Here is a 15,300-nt window from a genome sequence, read left to right on the forward strand (position 1 = left end):
AAACGGACGGGGTGAATCTGGTATCATAGACGACGTGACGGAATCACTCCGAACGGTTGCACGGGAGGCCCTGCGGCGAGCGCCGTGGGGCCTCCTGTTTTTGTTGCTCGCCGGCTGCGCGAAGGGCGAGCCGTTCGAGGCGCGCCTCGCCGAGCTGCAGGAGCGCAAGCTCTGGCGCGCGGGGGCCGAGGCCTTCGCCGCGGACGAGTACCGGGCATACCTCTCGCACCTGCGCCGGGCCAAGGACGCCAACATCGAGAACGAGTCGAAGTTCGTCTGGTTCCGCGACCACGACGGGCTCACCGCGCAGTACCAGAAGGTTCTCGCGGAGGGCGACACGATCCTCGTCGCGATCGGCGAGCGCCGCGACCAGCAGAAGGGCGACTTCGCGCAGCGCCTCGAGGCCCAGCGCGACAAGCTCGACCGGCTGGACACCCTGACGTCGCTCATCAGCATCGGCAAGGCCTCCCGCGAGTTCCTCGCCAAGGCGGAGCTGCTCACCGACGAGGCCGAGGGCCTGGCCGCGCAGGCGCGCTACCGCGAGGCCGGGGAGCGGCTCGCGCGGGCGGCGACCTTCGCCAAGATCGCCAAGGAGGTCGTGACCCCGGCGATCCAGCGCTTCCTCGACGAGGACCAGATCGCGCACTGGCGCCGCAAGGTCGAGGAGACGATCCGGGAGTCCAAGCTGCGGGGCGGGTACGCGATCGTGGTCAGCAAGGTCGACCGCCAGCTGTACCTCTACAACGCGGGGCGCCTCGTCAGGACGTATCGGGTCGGTCTCGGCTCCCGCAGCGTGAGCGACAAGGTCTGCGCGGGCGATCGCGCGACCCCCGAGGGGAAGTACCGCATCACCAAGAAGCTGGCGCAGAGCCGGTACTACAAGGCGCTCCTGATCAACTACCCGAACGAGGAGGACCGCCGCCAGTTCGACCTGGCCAAGCGCCGCGGGCAGATCCCGCGCCGGGTCGGCATCGGCGGGCTCATCGAGATCCACGGCGGCGGCAAGGATGGCCAGACGTACGGCTGCGTGGCGCTCGACAACCACCAGATGGACGAAATCTACGCGCTCGCGGACATCAACACGCCGGTGACGATCGTCGGGGCCCGGGACTTCGAGAACAGCATCTCGCAGGCGATGAAGGGTCTCTAGGCGGCATCATCATGGTCGCCGACGCACCACCCCCCGTCCCTCTGGACGTCCCCGCGCGGCCGCCCCGGCCCCGCAGCGCGCTCCGCGTCGCCCTGCGCGCGGCGCTGGCGGTCGTGCTCTCGGTGGTGGTGCTCGCCCTCGTCGCCCTCGGCGGGCTCGTCGGGGCCGGCTGGTTCCTCGCGCGCAACGCGCCCGGGCCGGCTGCGCCCGCGGTCGAGGACGCGAAGGCCCTGGCCGCGGAGAACCGCCAGCTCGAGAAGAAGATCGAGAAGGTCCGGCCCAAGGGGCTCTTCCTCGTCGTGGACACCGGCCGCAACCGCCTCACCGTCAAGGACGGGGAGAAGGTGGTGCGCGAGATCGTCGTCTCCTGCGGCAGCGGCGGGGTCCTCGAAGACCCGAAGGGCGGGCGCACCTGGGTGTTCGACACGCCGCGGGGCGAGCGCCAGGTCAAGTCCAAGGCGAAGCACCCGACCTGGATCAAGCCGGACTGGGCGTTCATCGAGGAGGGCGAGGCGATCCCCAAGAAGTACGACGACCGGGTGGAGGAGGGGGTCCTCGGCGACTACGCCCTCGGCATCGGCAACGGCTATTTCCTGCACGGGACGCTCTACACGCGCCTGCTCGGCCGCAACGTCACGCACGGCTGCGTGCGCATCGGCGACGCCGACCTCGAGTACCTCTACAAGAGCGTGCCGCTCGGCACGAAGGTCTACATCTTCTAGGCACCGCGATGCGCCGCGTCCCCGCCGTCCTGCTCGCCGCCGTGCTCCTCGCGTCCGCGCCCGCCGCGCCGGCGGTCGCCGAAGACGCGCAGTCGCTGTGGCGTCTCAACCGGAGGCTGACGGCCGAGGCCGCGCTGGCCGCGACGCCGAAGCCCTACTTCGTGCTGGACTTCGAGGCGCGCCGCGTCGTGCTCATGACGCGCGGGATGCGCCTCTTCGACCTGCCGATCGAGCAGGAGGTCGTCTGGGGCCGCCGGCCGGCGATCGGCCCGAGCGTGGTGGAGGCGCGCGACGCGCTCGCGCGGCCCGAGATCAAGCCCGGCGAGGAGAAGCCGGCGACGATGTCCAGCATCGACGACCAGCTCCTCGAACTCGTCGACATGCCCGCGCGCTACCACATGCGGCTGGCCGGCGACATCGACATCGAGGTCGTCCCGCTCGCCTCGCCGGCGGAGGGCCGCGGCGCGGTCTGGCGCCAGCGCCTCGAGATCTGGCGCTGGCGGTTGCTGCGCCCGCTCGTCACGCTGCGCCAGCGGCGCGAGCGGCGCGAGGCGACGACCGCGCTCCTGGTGCTGCGCCCCGAGGACGCGCGGCGCGTGTACTGGTCCTTCTTCGAGGGCCTCGACGGCATCCTGATCCCGCCGCGCTGAAGCGGGCGCGGCTTTAGGCCCGCCTCTCAACGGTCTTCGAAGGCGCCTGCAGGTACTTCTTGACGGTCCGCCGGTCCAGTCCCGTCCGCAGCGCCACCGCCTCGTAGGTGTGGTGTGTGCGATAGAGGCTGGCGCAGTAGGCGGAAAGAAGCTCCTGTGCGGTGAGCGAGCCTGTCGCGAAGGCCTGCGCGAGGCGCGCGCCCTCCTCGGCGGGCGGCTCGTGCGCATCGGGGCGATAGTGGCCTGTGAGGAGCATGCGGCGGACGCACTGTTCCAGCTCGCGGACGTTGCCGGGCCAGGGGTAGGCGGCACCAATCTCCCGATCGATGCGGTCGAGGAGCCGGGCGAGCAGCGGCCCCGGAGCGCTGCCGAGAAGACGCTCCAGGATCTTCGCCAGGACCAGCGCCAGCTCCCCGCGGTCCTCGGCCAGGCGCTGCCGCAGGCTGGGAACGACGATGCAGTCCGAGCAAAGCCGATAGTAGAAGTCCTCGCGGAGCAGTCCCCGCCGGCGCAGCTCGCCCAACGGCCGGTTCGTGGCAGCGATCACGCGGCCCCGGAACCGGCAGCGCTCGTGGCTGCCGACCGGGGAGAAGGTGCGGTCCTGGAGGACCTGGAGCAGTTTGACCTGGACCGGGATCGACGCGTCCCCGACCTCGTCGAGGAAGACCGAGCCGTGTGCGCTGCAGGTTGCCAGCAGCCCCTCCTGGTTCTCGATCGCCCCGGTGAACGCGCCCTTGCGATGGCCGAAGAGCTCGGACTCGATGAGGGCCTCGGGGTAGAGCGCGAGGTTGACGGGGATGAAGATGCTCGCGAAGCTCGCGACGAAGCGGCCCCGTCCCGGGTCGTACGGCACGAAGCCCGAGCGTCCGATGGCCGCGGCCGCAGTGCCCTTGCCGGAGCCGGTCTCGCCCAGCAGGAGCGTCGAGTAGTCCTCCATGCGGTTCCAGAGGTGACGTTCGTAGAGAAGGATGTCGTTGGTGAAGACGTTGTCCCAGAGCTGGCGGCGCAGCTGTCGCATGCACGGGCTCTGCCCGACGAGTCCCCGATCGATGAAGAAGTAGGCACGGCGCAGCTGGAAGAGCATCGCGAAGTACCGCGGGGCGTCGACGGCGGGGAAGCCCCGCCCGACAAGCCGGGCGATCGCGTCGCGGCCGAAGGGCACGGGGCAGGGCGTCTCGGCCTCCTTGAGCTGAGCTCGGATCAGCGCGTCGAACTCGCCGCTCAGCAGATGAAAGAGATCGAAGAGAAAGACGCTTTGGAGGACGCGTTGCTCCTGCGCGCCGTAGCGGCGGGAGTCGGCTAGTCCCTCCGCCTCCAGCCGTGCGACTGCCGTGCGCACCCTCGCGATCAGGTGGTCCGTGGGGTCCGTCGCCGCAGGGCTGCCGACCGGCGCGGAGAGCTGGCGGTCCAACTCCGCGCGCTCGACGCCGAACGGGTTGGCGAACGCTGCGCGCGACACCTCACCGAAGAATTCCCGATCCCTCGCCGGGAGCCTGAGCCTCGCAGATGTCATCGTCGCCCTCCGGGCAATGGTGAGCATTACGTGTATATCATCTGTTCATAAAATGCCAGCCGATCTGGCTACGCGCAAGGTGCAACACGCCGGAACATGCGCCATAACGAACGGATAGTGCTGCACAAATACCCTTTGAGTCGCGCCGGGCACACTTCCTGCTAAACCGAATTGGCAAGCGCTGCGCGGAGGGAAAGGAGGAGGAGGCAACGCGACGCGCGAAGGGAGCCGCACCGTCGGCTCGCAATCGCCAACATCGCTGGTGTCGGGAAAGGAGCAGTCATGAACATGTCGGGGGTGGGCAGGGGGATTCTCGCGCTCGTCATCGTGTTGGTTGCCGCGGTCGCGCTGTCGGTAGGTTGCGGCGGCGGTGGCGGCGGGGACGATCAATTCGACTTCAACGGCACATGGAACATCACCTCGCGCGTGATCCAGAGCAACGTCCGGGAAATTCCGGTGGGGATGCAGGGCGTCGACGTGGCGCACGTCACCCAGGCGGGAACGCGCTTGTCCGTCGCGATCGAGGGTCTGCCGACGCTCACGGGCACGTGCGACCCCGCGGCAGGCACCTTCGCCGTCGAGGGGAGGGTTGGCAGCGGCGTCTTCAGCATCGCCGCCGCAAAGGACAGCGAGGAAACGATGTCGGGAACCACCACGATCGCCAGCGGGCCGAAGCTGGTGCGGATGACCTGCACCCTGCAGCTCGTCGACCGACGGCGGGCGGCGGCCGGACGTGGCGCCGGGGGCGACCTGGGCCGCGCAGCGCGGCTGCTCGTCGCTTCGTAGGGCCGGCGCGGTCGCGGGAGGTATGAAGATGAACAGGAACACGACTTCGGGCGGGGCGACGGCAGCAGCGGTGGCACTGGGGGTCTTCCTCGCCCTGCTCGCTGCCGGCTGCGCGTCGCCGCAGTCGCACGTCGTCTCAGCGGGCTTCACCGGTCGCCTGGGCGAGGCCAAGAGGGTCGGCGTCGCGGTCGCCGACGCTCAGATCTACCGGCTCGAAGCCGCGGGCGGGCTGGTGTGGGACGCCGCCGGCTCCGGCACCTGTCGCGAGCGGCTCCAGCGCGCGGTTGCCCGGGAGGTTGCCGGCCGCGGCCTGATTGCGGTCGAGCTGACGGTTGACGACGAGGTCCAGGCGCTCCTCAAGGAGTATCAGCAGGCCCGCGGCGCCATCCTCGACCCGTTCGCCGCCAGCGGGGGCCAGATCGCAGGGGTGGCTCCTCTGCCCGCGGCAGTGAGGGTTGCGTCGCGAGAAGCGCTGGACGCGGTTGTCATCGTCAGTGGTCGCGACCATGTCTCGACCGCCGGCCGCCAGGCGATGATGGGCGCCCTGCTGCTGCTCGGCGTCGTCGGAGGCAAGGGGCTGGCGTACGCGGATCTCGCCCTGATCGATCCCTCGGGCGCCGTGCTCTTCTACGACCGCAAGCGGGGTTCGCAGTACAACCTGACCCGGGAGGACGACGTCGGCAACGTCTGCGCGGAACTGGTCGGCGATTACGCGCAGGCCAAGCCTGCCGCTCCCTGAGGCGGCTGGTTCGGACGCGAAGACCGGCAAGGCGTCGCCGGGACGTGAACACGGCGGCGTCTTGCCGCGTCTCCCCCCTTTCGGTAGCATTCGCGCCATGGCCCGCGCCCCGTTCCGCTTCACGCTGCGCTTCAAGCTCGTCGCGATGATGATCCTGCTCTCGCTCGGGCTCGTCGCGGCGCTCGTGCTGCTCTACTACCAGTCGGAGAAGGTCCTCTACAACGAGTTCGAGCGGCGCACCGCCGAGCTCTCGCGGGCGATCCAGTTCGGCCTGGAGGAGGTCAGCGGCTCCGGCCCGCCCGACGAGAAGCGCCTCCAGGCGTACCTCAAGCGGCTCAACCCCAAGGGGGTGCGCGAGATCTCGATCATCAGCACCACCGACCGCATTGTCGCCAGCACGGACCCGAAGAACGTCGGCAAGTACATCACGCAGAGCAAGAAGGAGATGATCTTCCAGGCGGAACTCGGCCAGCCGATGAAGACGGAGGGGCAGTTCTACAACGTCACGCTCCCCGTGGAGTCCCAGGGCAAGCAGCTCGGCTACGTGAACCTGCGCATCGGCGCCGAGGACTTCGATCTCTTCCTGCAGACGAGCATGGTGCGCCGGATCGCCGTGGCCCTCGCGGTCTTCGCGGTCGGGACGGTGGTCGCGGTCTGGCTCGCGGCGCGCTACACCGCGCCGCTCGAGCGGGTGGTGCGCGCCGCCGGCGCCGTCGCGGCGGGGGACCTCACCGTGGAGCTGCCCGGGGACCGCCGCGACGAGATCGGCACGCTCTCGCAGAGCTTCAACGCCATGGTCGGGCGCCTGCGCGAGGAGCGCGACCTGCGCGAGCGGCTGCGCAAGGCCGAGCACCTCGCCGGCATCGGCCAGTTCTCGCAGAGCATCGCCCACGAGATCCGCAACCCGTTGAACTTCATCAGCCTCTCCATCGACCACCTGCGCGAGGCGCACGCGCCGGCCGACGCGGCCGCGGCGGCGGAGTTCGTCGCGCTCTGCGACAACATGAAGAAGGAGATCCAGCGGGTCAGCCGCTTCGCGCAGAGCTTCCTGGAGTTCGGCCGGCCGCTCGAGCTCAACCGCCGGCGCGTGGCGATCGGCCCGCTCGTCGAGGGGGTGCTCGCCCTCGTCGCGGCGAAGGCGGAGCACGAGCACGTCGCGATCGCGCGCGAGCTGGCGGCGCTGCCCGAGCTGGACCTCGACCCGGATTTCTTCCGCACCTGCCTCTACAACCTCGTGCTCAACGCCTTCCAGGCGATGCCCGGCGGCGGCACGCTGACGATCGGCGCGCGCGAGGAGCGCGGGCATCTGGCACTGGTCGTCGCCGACACCGGCACGGGCATCCCGAAGGAGAAGCTGGCGAAGGTCTTCGACCCGTTCTTCACGACGAAGACCGAGGGGCTCGGCCTCGGACTGGCGCTGATCAAGCGCGTGATCGAGGAGCACGGCGGGCGCGTGGGCATCACGAGCGAGGAGGGGCGGGGCAGCGCGGTGACGCTCTACCTGCCGCTGCCCGCGGCGGCACGGGGAGGCGCGGCGGCATGACGACGGTGCTGGTGGTGGACGACGAACCCCTGCAGGCGGGGATCCTCAAGACGATCCTGGAGAAGGGCGGCTACGAGACGCACACCGCTTCCTCGGGGAAGGAGGCGCTCGCCCTCGTCGGCGAGCTGCGGCCCGACGTGATCCTCACCGACCTGCGCATGGACGGGATGGACGGCATCGAGCTGATCGCCGCGGTGCCGCGCGAGCCCTTCGAGCCGACGATGATCATCATGACCGCGCACGGCACGATCGCCTCGGCGGTCGACGCCGTGAAGAAGGGCGCGTTCGACTACCTCGCCAAGCCGCTGGACCGGGACACGCTGCTGCTGACGGTGCGCCGCGCCGCCGAGCGCGCCGCGCTGCTCAAGGAGAACTTCCGTCTGCAGGACGAGCTGTTCGGCCGCGTGCGCATGGAGGGGATCGTCGGCCGCTCCCCGAAGATGGCGCACGCGCTCGAGGTGCTGCGCAAGATCGCGCCCTCGCCGGCGACCGTGCTCGTGCGCGGGGAGAGCGGCACCGGCAAGGAGCTGGTGGCGCGCGCGATCCACTTCAACAGCCCGCGGCGCAAGAGGCCCTTCACGCCGCTGAACTGCTCGGCGATCCCGGAGCAGCTCTTCGAGAGCGAGCTCTTCGGCCACGAGCGCGGCTCCTTCACCGGCGCCGAGGCGCGCAAGGAGGGGCTCTTCGAGCTGACCGACGGCGGGACGCTCTTCCTTGACGAGATCGGGGACCTGCCGCTGCCGATGCAGGCCAAGTTCCTGCGCGCGCTCCAGGACAAGGAGATCCGGCGCGTCGGCGGCAAGGAGAGCATCAAGGTCGACGTGCGGGTCGTCGCGGCCACCAACAAGGACCTGGCGAAGGAGATGGCCGAGGGGCGCTTCCGCGAGGACCTCTACTACCGCCTCGCCGTCGTCACCGTCGAGCTCCCGCCCCTGCGCGAGCGGCGCGAGGACCTCGCGGAGCTGATCGAGTACTTCGTGCAGCGCTACAACCGCGAGTACGGCAGGCGCGTGAAGGGCGTCTCCCCGGCCGTGCTCAAGGCGTTCACCGACTACGGCTGGCCGGGGAACATCCGCCAGCTCGCATCGGTCATGGAGCGCGCGGTCCTGCTCAACGAGGGCGGCACCATCGGCGAGGACGACATCCGCGGCGAGCTGCGGCAGGCGCACGCGCCGGCGGGCGCGGGGGCGATCGAGATCCCGGAGGAGGGCCTCGACTTCGAGTCCGTCGAGAAGGATCTGCTGCGCAAGGCCATGGAGCGGTCCGGCGGCGTCGCGACGAAGGCCGCGAAGCTGCTCGGGATGAGCTACAAGACGTTTCTGTACCGCCTGGAAAAGTTCGGCCTCCAGTGAGCCCGGGTCGATAGCGAGGCCCCGCCGCGCCCTGGCTGCGGCGCGGTCCTTGCCGCCGCGAGCCTGTCGAGTGGCGGCGGTGCGGCGTGCACCAGCACGCCTCCGCGCGCCCATCCCCGCTTCCTTGCCAGGACGCACCGGGACGCTCGCTCTCGACTCGGGCAGCCTGTGCCTTTGAAACTGGCACGTCCATCGTTTCGGGCGGGCAGTGTCGCGCGGGCGCAACCTGCCGCCGGGAATCGGGTATTATCCTGTGGATGAGCCAATCGTCCGGATTGTCTCTGGTTTTCGCGTTCTGCGCCGCCGTCGCCGCCCTGCCGCGGCCGGCCGGGGCGGCGGCCAGCCCCTGGCGGCTCTTCGACCGCACCCACGGCCTTGCCGGGAACACGGTGCAGGCGGTCGTTCCCGACGGCGCCGGCGGCCTGTGGATCGGCACCCGCGACGGCCTCAGCCGCTACGACGGCGAGCGCTGGCAGAGCATGACGACGGCGGACGGCCTTCCGGCCGACGACGTGCACAGCCTTGCGCCCGAGGCGGACGGCGGGCTCTGGGTCGGGGCGGGCACCGGGTTCGGCCGCATCGCCGGCGGCCGCTGGAGCCGCCTCGGGCTCCCCGGGGGACCGCCGCAGAAGCGGAGCCGGGTCACCGTCGCCACGGACCGCTCCGGGACGACCTGGCTGGGCCACGCGGGTGGCCTGCTGCGCTTCGATCGCGCCGCCGGCAACCTCGAGCCGGTCGCGGCGCTCGCGGGCCGCCCCGTGACCGCGCTGCTCGCGGACCGCGACGGACGCCTCTGGGCGGGCGCGGGCGGGGATCTCTGGCGGGCGGAGCAGGGGGCGTGGGCGCTGGAGCGCGAAGCCGCCGACCTCCCGTCCGGCGCGGTCACCGCCCTCCTCCAGGACTCCCGCGGCGCGGTCTGGTGCGGAGGCGAGCGCGGCCTGGCGGAGTATGACGGCGGCGCCTGGCGGGCGGCGCGGTTCGGCCCGGATGCCGGGGCCGCCGCGGTGGCCGCCCTGGCAGAGGATGGCGAGGGCCGCCTCTGGGTCGGCACCGCGGCCGGCGCGGGCTACTCGGACGGCTACGAGTGGCACTGGTTCGACGCGCGCAGCGGGCTGCCGGCGGACGAGGTCCTCGCGCTGGCGGCCGACGGCAACGGCTCGATCTGGGTCGGCACCGCGCGCGGGCTCGCCCGGTTCGACGCGAGCTGGTCACGTCCGCCCGCCGCGCGTCGCGACGGCATTTCCCTGCGCGCGCCGCTCCACCGCGCCCGGGACGGGTCGCTGTACATCGCCGCGGACGCAGGCTTCGTCGTGCAGCGGGACGGCGCGTTCGAGATCGTGGGGCCGCGCGAGCGGCTCGACGCCCGCGTGCGCTGCCTCGCCGAGGACGCGGCCGGGGACCTCTGGGTCGGCACGGACCAGGGTCTCGTGCGCTTCGACGGCAGGGTCCGCGAGCAGCACGTCCCGGAGGTGCGCACCGACTACGTCGAGCAGCCGTGGGGCGCCGTGACCGCGCAGCGGTCCGTCGTCTGCGACCGCTACCGGGGGCTCACCGGCGCCGAGGTGACGGCCCTCGCCGCCGACGCGGACGGGGGGATGTGGGTCGGGACGGACGGCGGGCTCAGCTACCTGCGCGGCGGGGAGTGGACCTGTCTCGAAGGGACGCAGGCGCTGCCCGGTCACCCGGTCACGGCGCTGCTGGTCGACCCGCGGGGGGTGCTCTGGGTCGGCACCGCGGACGGCCTCTGGGAGCGCGCGGAGGGCGGCTGGCGGCGGCACGATGCGGCCAGCGGACTTGCGGCGAACGCGGTGACCGCCCTCCTGGCCGACCGGGCCGGCCGGATCTGGGTCGGGACGGAGCGCGGACTCTGTCGTCGCGAGGGCGAGGGCTGGGTCGCCCTGGGCGTGCGCGAGGGGCTCGTCAGCGCGCGGGTGCAGACGCTCTTCGAGGACTCGCGCGGCCGCCTCTGGGTCGGCACGCGCGAGGGCGTCTCCTGCCTCGACGGGGGACTGTCGAGCTCGTTCGGCGAGCAGGACGGCCTGCCCGCGCCGAGCATCGAGTCGATCGCCGAGGCGGAGGGGCGCCTCTGGTTCGCCGCCGCCGACGGCGTCGCCGCCCACCGCCCCGATCGCGCCCCGCCGCAGACGCGCGTCAAGAACCCGCCGGCGGGGACCGTCGCCTCGCCCTTCTACCTCTTCGAGTTCGCCGGCGCCGACCTGGAGAGTCCGCCGGCGCGCCTGCGCTACTCCTGGCGTATCGACGGCGGCGAGTGGTCGCCCTGGTCCGCCGGGACGCTGGCCACCGTCGCGGAGCTGGCCAACGGGCGCCACGAGTTCGAGGTGCGCGCCCTCGACGGCGAGCTCAACGCCGACCCGACGCCCGCGGCCGTCGCCTTCGAGGTCAACACCTCGCTGTTCGACCTGGAGCTGGTCGACGCGGCGTTCGACCCGCTGTACGCCTCGCTGTACGCCTCCTACGCCGGCGAGACGGCCGCCGCGCGCCCCGCCCCGGGAAGGATCGCCGTGCGCAGCCGCTATGACCGGCCGTTGCGGGTGAAGATCGGCGCGTTCATCCCCGGGCTCATGGACTTCCCCACCGACACCGTGATGTCGGCGCCTCCGGGCGAGCTGGTCCGCGTCCCTCTGCGGGTCGAGCTGAGCGACCGCGTCCTCGACCTGGAGAAGACCGAGTCCCGCCAGCTGCGCCTGACCCTGCAGTACGCCATCGGCGGCGAGCGCAAGGAATACGAGAGCACGCTCGCGGTGACGGTCGTCGAGAAGAGCGGCATGGTCTGGGACGAGCCTGAGCGCATCGGGCTCTACATCACCCATGTGGACGAGGCGATCGAGCGCTTCGCGCGCGGGACGATCCAGGGCTTCCGCGAGGTCGAGCACTCGGCGATCGTCTACGACAACCTGCTGCGGGCGATCGAGCTCTTCGACGCGCTCGGCGCCCACGGCGTGCGCTACCTCCCCGATCCGGCGAACCCCTACGGCGGCATCGTGCCCGGCCGCCCGACGCTCGACGTCGTGCGGCTGCCCCGCGAGACGCTGCGCTCGCGCGCAGGGGACTGCGACGACCTGGCGGTGCTCTACGCGGCGCTGCTCGAGAACGTCGGCATCGACACGGCGCTCGTGGACGTGTTCGACCACGTCTTCGTCATGTTCGACACCGGGCTCACGGCGCGGAGCGCGGGCCAGGTGGCGCGCGACCCGGGGCTGCTGCACGTCGACGAGCGGGGCCGGGTCTGGGTCCCCGTCGAGACGACGGCCGTCGGGCAACCCTTCAGCGCCGCGTGGGACGCGGCCGCCTCGGCCCTCGCGAGCCGGCGCTTCGCGGTGATCGTGACAAAGGAAGCCTGGAGGAAGTACGCGCCGCTGCAGCCGCGCCCGCCGGCGCCGGACATCGTCGCTCCGCCGATCGAGGCCGTCCGCGGGCTCGTGGCGCAGGACGTGCGCCTGCAGGAGGAGGCGCTGACGAGCCCGCAGATGCGGGAGCTGGCGCAGCGCGTTGCGGCCGACCCGGCGGACGCAGCGGCCCTCAACGCGCTGGGTGTGCTGCTGGCACGGCGCGGCTACCTGGGACGGGCCGCCGCGCACTTCGAGCGCGTGATCGAGCTGCAGCCGGCGTTCGCGGGCGGCTACGGGAACCTCGGGAACGTGCGGTACGAGCAGGGGCGTTACACCGAGGCGGTGCGGCGCTACGGGGAGGCGCTGGCGCGGGCGGAACTGCCGGAGGTGCACGTGGAGCTGGCCCTGACCTTCTGCGAGCTGGGGCGTTTCGACCTGGCGCGGGAGCACTATCGGCGGGCGATGGCCCTCGGGGGGGACGCCGGGGATGTCGGGGACGCGGGGGGCGGGGCGGCGGCAGGAGGGACCGCCCGGTAGTCGGCGGGCACGCCGGCGGGCATCCGCCGGCCGCGCGCGCCGCGGTGGGGTGAGGGGTCGTTCGGCGAAAGGGGGCAGGGGATGGGACGCAGGGCGGTGGCGGTTGCAGTGGCGGGAATGGTGCTGATGGTGGCCGGAGCGGTGCGGGCGGAGGGGCCGGCGCAGGTCGGCGCGGTGGTCGCGGCGACCGGGAACGTCCAGGTGGGTCGCGACGGCGCCTGGCAGGCGGCGTCGGCGAAGATGCCGCTTTTCGAGGGCCAGATGATCCGGGCGGACGAAGCGGCGAAGGTGGAGGTCCTCTTCGACGGCGGCCTTCCGGCGACGGTCGCCGGCAAGGCGGAGATCGCGGTCTCCGACCTGCTCCTCAAGGCGCAGCTGGAGAAGGCGCGGGCAAAGATCGCCGCCCCGACGGACGCCACGAAGGCCGAGATGCAGGTCACGCCGCTGACCGGCGTGCGCGGGACCGAGAAGGCCGAGGAGAAGGCCGGGGACCTCAAGCGCGAGCACTACTGGAACGAGGGCGCGCCGGCCGCGAAGTAGCGCGATGCGCCCGACGTCGCCGGCGCGGGGCCCCGTGCGCCCCGCGCTCCTCGGCCTGCTCGTGGCCGCGCTCGCCGCGCTCGTCAGCGGCACGGAGCTGTTCCGCTCCTTCGAGCTGCGGACGGTCGACCTGCGTTTCCGGCTGCGCGGGGCGCGGCCGGTGCGCTCGCCGATCGCGGTGATCTTCATCGGCGAGGACAGCGTCGCCGCGTACGGCCGCTGGCCGTGGGGCTGGGACAAGCACGCGCTGCTCGTCGACGCCCTGCGCCGTGCGGGCGCGAAGCTCGTTCTCTTCGACGTGCTCTTCGCGGAGTCCCCCTCGCCCCAGGACGAGCGGCTGCTGGCGGGCACCGTCCGGGCGGCCGGGAACGTCCACCTCATCTCGTCGTTCGCGGGCGTCACGCCCGCGGGGGGCGGGGATGCGGGGCGCGTCCTCGGCGGCAGGTCGCTCACGGAGCCGGTCGCGGCGCTGCGGGCCGCCGCGGCTGGCGTCGGCCACGCGAACGCGGTTCGCGACGCCGACGGCGGGACGCGCCGCATACCGGCGGTGCTCTGGCACGAGGGCGCGCTCTACCCGTCGGCGGCGCTCCGGGCCGCGGCGCAGGCGCTGGGTGCCCCGGCCGCGGTGGCGCGGCTCACGGCTGATGGCGACCTCGAGCTGCTCCCCCCCGGCCGGCCGCCGGTGCGGGTGCCCGTCGACGCGGACGGCATGACGGCGCTGGACTTCGCGGGAGGATTCGAGGCCTTTCCCGTGCAGTACTCCTACCGGCAGGTCCTCGAGGCCGACGCCCATCCGGGCGCCGCCGCCGTCGACCTCGCGGCGCTCAGGGACAAGATCGTGGTCGTCGGCGTCAACTTCGCGGGGAACGTCGATCTGCAGCCGACGCCGTTCTCGACGGTGTACCCGATGTTCCTGATCCAGGCGACGATGATCGACAACGTCATCAACGGCGAGTTCCCGCACCGCCCGCCGCGGTGGGCGACGCTCGCCATCTGCCTGCTGCTGGGCGCGGCGGTCGGGGCGATCACCTCCAGCGTGCGGCCGGCGGCGAGCCTCGGGGCGGCGGGGCTCGCCGGCGCGGGCTACGCGGCGGTCGCCGTCGTCGCCTTCTCGCGCGGCAGCCTGCTGCTGCCGCTGGTCGCGCCGCTGGGGGCCATCCTGGCCTCGTACGTGGTGGCGACGACGATGCAGTACGTCGACGCCCGTGCCGAGAAGCAGCGCGCGCTCGAGCGTCTCAAGTACCTCGGGCACCTGGTCGAGTCGGCCGCGGAGGCGATCTTCAGCTTCGACCCCTCGGGGCGGATCGCGAGCTGGAACGCCGGCGCGGCCCGGGTCTACGGCTGGACCGAGCAGGAGGCGCTGGGGCGCGACTGGGCGATGCTGCTGGCGCCCGCCGCGCGCGCGCCCGTGGCGCAGGCGCTCGCCGGCCTGGCCGCGGGAGCGGCGGGCACGGGCCTGGAGGTGCCGCTGCTCGCGAGGGACGGCCGCGAGATTCCCGTCGAGATCGCCTTCTCGAGCATCCGCGACTCGGCCGGCACGGTGGTCGGCACGTCGGCGATCTCCGAGGACCTGACCGAGAAGAAGCGCATGCTCGAGATGCTCATCCAGTCGGAGAAGCTCGCGGAGATCGGCCGGATGGGCTCCGGGATCGTCCACGAGATCAAGAACCCGCTCACGTCCATCATGATGATGAGCGACATCATCGTCGCGACGAAGGACCTGCCGGAGAAGACGCTGCGCTACGCCGACATCATCCAGAAGGAGTCGCAGCGCATCCTGCGGCTCTCCCAGAACATCCTCTCCTTCGCGCGCCCCCAGAAGCCGGAGATGAAGGCCACGGACGTCAACCGGGTGATCGAGGACACGCTCGGCCTCGTGGAGTACGAGCTGAAGAAGGGGAAGGTCAAGGCGGCGACGGCCCTCGACCCCGCCCTGCCGCCGGCGTGGGGCGACGGCGAGAAGCTCAAGCAGGTCTTCCTCAACCTGGTGGTCAACGCGACCCACGCGATGCCCGAGGGCGGGCGGCTCGAGGTCGCCACCTGCGGGCCGGGGGCGGCCGCGCCGTGGCCGCCGGACGGGAATGGCGCCGGGTGGACGCGCGCCTCGGTGGGGCAGCCGCCCGCGGGGCCGGCCGTGCGCGTGCGGATCGCGGACCACGGCTCGGGCATGCCGCCGGAGGTGCTTGCGCGGATCTTCGAGCCCTTCTTCTCCACCAAGGGGGAGGGCAAGGGGACGGGCCTCGGCCTGTACATCTCCCGCAACATCGTCCTCGAGCACCACGGGCGCATCGAGGTGGCGAGCGCCGTCGGCGCCGGCACGGCCTTCACGATCGCCCTGCCGGTGCAGGCAGCGGACGGAAGCACGCCCACCGCGCCGCCGCCGGACCCGGACGCCGTCGTCGGCGGCCCGCAGCCGGG

11 protein-coding genes are annotated in these 15,300 nt (G+C 72.2%); 10 read left to right on the top strand and 1 reads right to left on the bottom strand.

The annotated features are described in order from the left end of the window. Positions 1–34: 34 nt before the first annotated feature. From VI078_09515 to VI078_09525, 3 genes are read left to right on the top strand one after another with little or no spacing between them, the layout of a single operon-like run. Entirely contained in the window at positions 35–1,150 is a 1,116-nt protein-coding gene (locus VI078_09515) for a L,D-transpeptidase (GenBank protein HEY5999518.1), read from the top strand. Between the two features lie 11 nt (positions 1,151–1,161). Continuing rightward, entirely contained in the window at positions 1,162–1,872 is a 711-nt protein-coding gene (locus tag VI078_09520) for a L,D-transpeptidase (GenBank protein ID HEY5999519.1), read from the top strand. Between the two features lie 8 nt (positions 1,873–1,880). Continuing rightward, positions 1,881–2,522 (top strand): hypothetical protein, encoded by a 642-nt coding sequence (locus VI078_09525; protein ID HEY5999520.1) that lies wholly within the window; start codon positions 1,881–1,883, stop codon positions 2,520–2,522. A gap of 13 nt (positions 2,523–2,535) precedes the next feature. Here VI078_09525 and VI078_09530 read toward each other — a convergent pair whose 3' ends face one another. Next, entirely contained in the window at positions 2,536–3,981 is a 1,446-nt protein-coding gene (locus VI078_09530) for a sigma 54-interacting transcriptional regulator (protein HEY5999521.1), read from the bottom strand. Positions 3,982–4,317: 336 nt separating this feature from the next. Between VI078_09530 and VI078_09535 the strand changes: the two genes are divergently transcribed. The 7 genes from VI078_09535 to VI078_09565 all read left to right on the top strand — a co-directional run. Continuing rightward, positions 4,318–4,821 carry a hypothetical protein gene (locus VI078_09535; GenBank protein ID HEY5999522.1) on the top strand — a complete coding sequence of 168 codons (504 nt, stop codon included), beginning with the start codon at positions 4,318–4,320 and terminating at the stop codon, positions 4,819–4,821. 28 nt (positions 4,822–4,849) lie between these two features. Next, complete coding sequence (locus VI078_09540; GenBank protein ID HEY5999523.1) at positions 4,850–5,560, top strand: hypothetical protein; 711 nt, start codon at positions 4,850–4,852, stop codon at positions 5,558–5,560. A gap of 97 nt (positions 5,561–5,657) precedes the next feature. After that, a complete protein-coding gene (locus VI078_09545; GenBank protein ID HEY5999524.1) occupies positions 5,658–7,103 on the top strand; it encodes an ATP-binding protein in 1,446 nt (481 codons plus the stop codon). Further along, positions 7,100–8,455, top strand: coding sequence for a sigma-54 dependent transcriptional regulator (locus VI078_09550; protein ID HEY5999525.1), 1,356 nt, complete (start codon positions 7,100–7,102; stop codon positions 8,453–8,455). The genes VI078_09545 and VI078_09550 overlap by 4 nt, the downstream gene beginning before the upstream one ends. A 257-nt stretch (positions 8,456–8,712) precedes the next feature. Continuing rightward, complete coding sequence (locus VI078_09555) at positions 8,713–12,342, top strand: two-component regulator propeller domain-containing protein (protein HEY5999526.1); 3,630 nt, start codon at positions 8,713–8,715, stop codon at positions 12,340–12,342. Between the two features lie 81 nt (positions 12,343–12,423). Beyond that, entirely contained in the window at positions 12,424–12,882 is a 459-nt protein-coding gene (locus tag VI078_09560) for a hypothetical protein (protein ID HEY5999527.1), read from the top strand. Positions 12,883–12,886: 4 nt separating this feature from the next. Next, on the top strand, positions 12,887–15,300 hold a 2,414-nt coding region (locus VI078_09565), incomplete at its 3' end, for a CHASE2 domain-containing protein (GenBank protein ID HEY5999528.1).

The sequence above is a fragment of the bacterium genome (genome assembly GCA_036524115.1).
GTDB lineage: Bacteria > JAUVQV01 > JAUVQV01 > JAUVQV01 > DATDCY01 > DATDCY01.

What these genes read in the sequence shown, in the direction of transcription:
- VI078_09520 (HEY5999519.1), top strand. Translation starts at nt 1,162, where the DNA reads ATGGTCGCCGACGCACCACCCCCCGTCCCTCTGGACGTCCCCGCGCGG.
- VI078_09525 (HEY5999520.1), top strand. Translation starts at nt 1,881, where the DNA reads ATGCGCCGCGTCCCCGCCGTCCTGCTCGCCGCCGTGCTCCTCGCGTCC.
- VI078_09535 (HEY5999522.1), top strand. Translation starts at nt 4,318, where the DNA reads ATGAACATGTCGGGGGTGGGCAGGGGGATTCTCGCGCTCGTCATCGTG.
- VI078_09540 (HEY5999523.1), top strand. Translation starts at nt 4,850, where the DNA reads ATGAACAGGAACACGACTTCGGGCGGGGCGACGGCAGCAGCGGTGGCA.
- VI078_09545 (HEY5999524.1), top strand. Translation starts at nt 5,658, where the DNA reads ATGGCCCGCGCCCCGTTCCGCTTCACGCTGCGCTTCAAGCTCGTCGCG.
- VI078_09550 (HEY5999525.1), top strand. Translation starts at nt 7,100, where the DNA reads ATGACGACGGTGCTGGTGGTGGACGACGAACCCCTGCAGGCGGGGATC.
- VI078_09555 (HEY5999526.1), top strand. Translation starts at nt 8,713, where the DNA reads ATGAGCCAATCGTCCGGATTGTCTCTGGTTTTCGCGTTCTGCGCCGCC.
- VI078_09560 (HEY5999527.1), top strand. Translation starts at nt 12,424, where the DNA reads ATGGGACGCAGGGCGGTGGCGGTTGCAGTGGCGGGAATGGTGCTGATG.